This window comes from Kribbella antibiotica (genome assembly GCF_004349055.1).
In the GTDB taxonomy this organism is placed as follows: domain Bacteria; phylum Actinomycetota; class Actinomycetes; order Propionibacteriales; family Kribbellaceae; genus Kribbella; species Kribbella antibiotica.
Genome location: NZ_SMKX01000326.1, coordinates 1 through 841, shown reverse-complemented (window position 1 = coordinate 841; position 841 = coordinate 1). Strand labels below are relative to the sequence as shown.

The 841-nt window shown below is 71.1% G+C and carries 1 protein-coding gene; it reads left to right on the top strand.

Features of this window, described 5'->3' with window-relative positions; genetic code table 11:
- Positions 1-841, top strand: an 841-nt coding sequence (locus tag E1263_RS42470; protein ID WP_132178161.1) for an SWIM zinc finger family protein, incomplete at both ends; no start/stop codon positions are given.

The following is an 841-nucleotide window of genomic DNA, read 5'->3' as shown; positions in this document are numbered from 1 at the left end:
GGGGCAGGGGTTGGCCAAGGCTGCGAAGTGGGCGGCGGTGGGAGTCTCCGAGCGGGCGGTTTGGGGGCTGTGCCAGGGGAGCGGCAAGCAGCCGTATCAAACCGTGGTCGACCTGAGCGGTCCCGCGTACAAGTGCTCTTGTCCGAGCCGGAAGTTCCCCTGCAAGCACGCGCTTGGGTTGCTGTTGCTGTGGTCGAACGGCGAGGTCCAACCGACTGAAGAGCCGGAGTGGGTGGACGCGTGGGTCGGCCAGCGAGCGGCGCGGGCCGAGCGGCCGGAGCGGAAGCCGGGTGAGGTTGCCGATCCGCTCGCTGCGCAGGAGCGGGCATCGCGCCGGGCCGATCGAGTGTCGGCGGGTATGGCGGAGCTGGCGAGCTGGCTGGGCGACCAGGTCCGCCAGGGTCTCGGCGGATTCGACCAGCGCGCCTACACCGAGCTGAGTCGGTTGGCCGCGCGCATGGTCGACGCCCAGGCCGGCGGGGTAGCAGGATCTGTACGGCGAGCTGCCGCGGTCGTCGGGCGTGGTCACGGCTGGCCGGGGGAGTTGCTCGAGGAGTTGTCGCTCATCCACCTGCTCGTCGCCGCGCACACCCGCCTAGCCGACCTACCGCCCGCCCTCGCGGATACCGTGCAGGCTCGCATCGGCTGGACGACCGAGACCGCCCGTGTCCTGGCCGACGGCGAGAAGGTCGAGGACGACTGGCTGGTACTCGGCCGCATCATCGAACCCGACGATCGCCTCACCGTCCGCCGCATCTGGTTGCGCGGGGCAACCACCGGCCGCATCGGCCTGATCCTCAACTTCGCCGCTGCCGGCCGACCCCTCGAACCACTCCCCGCC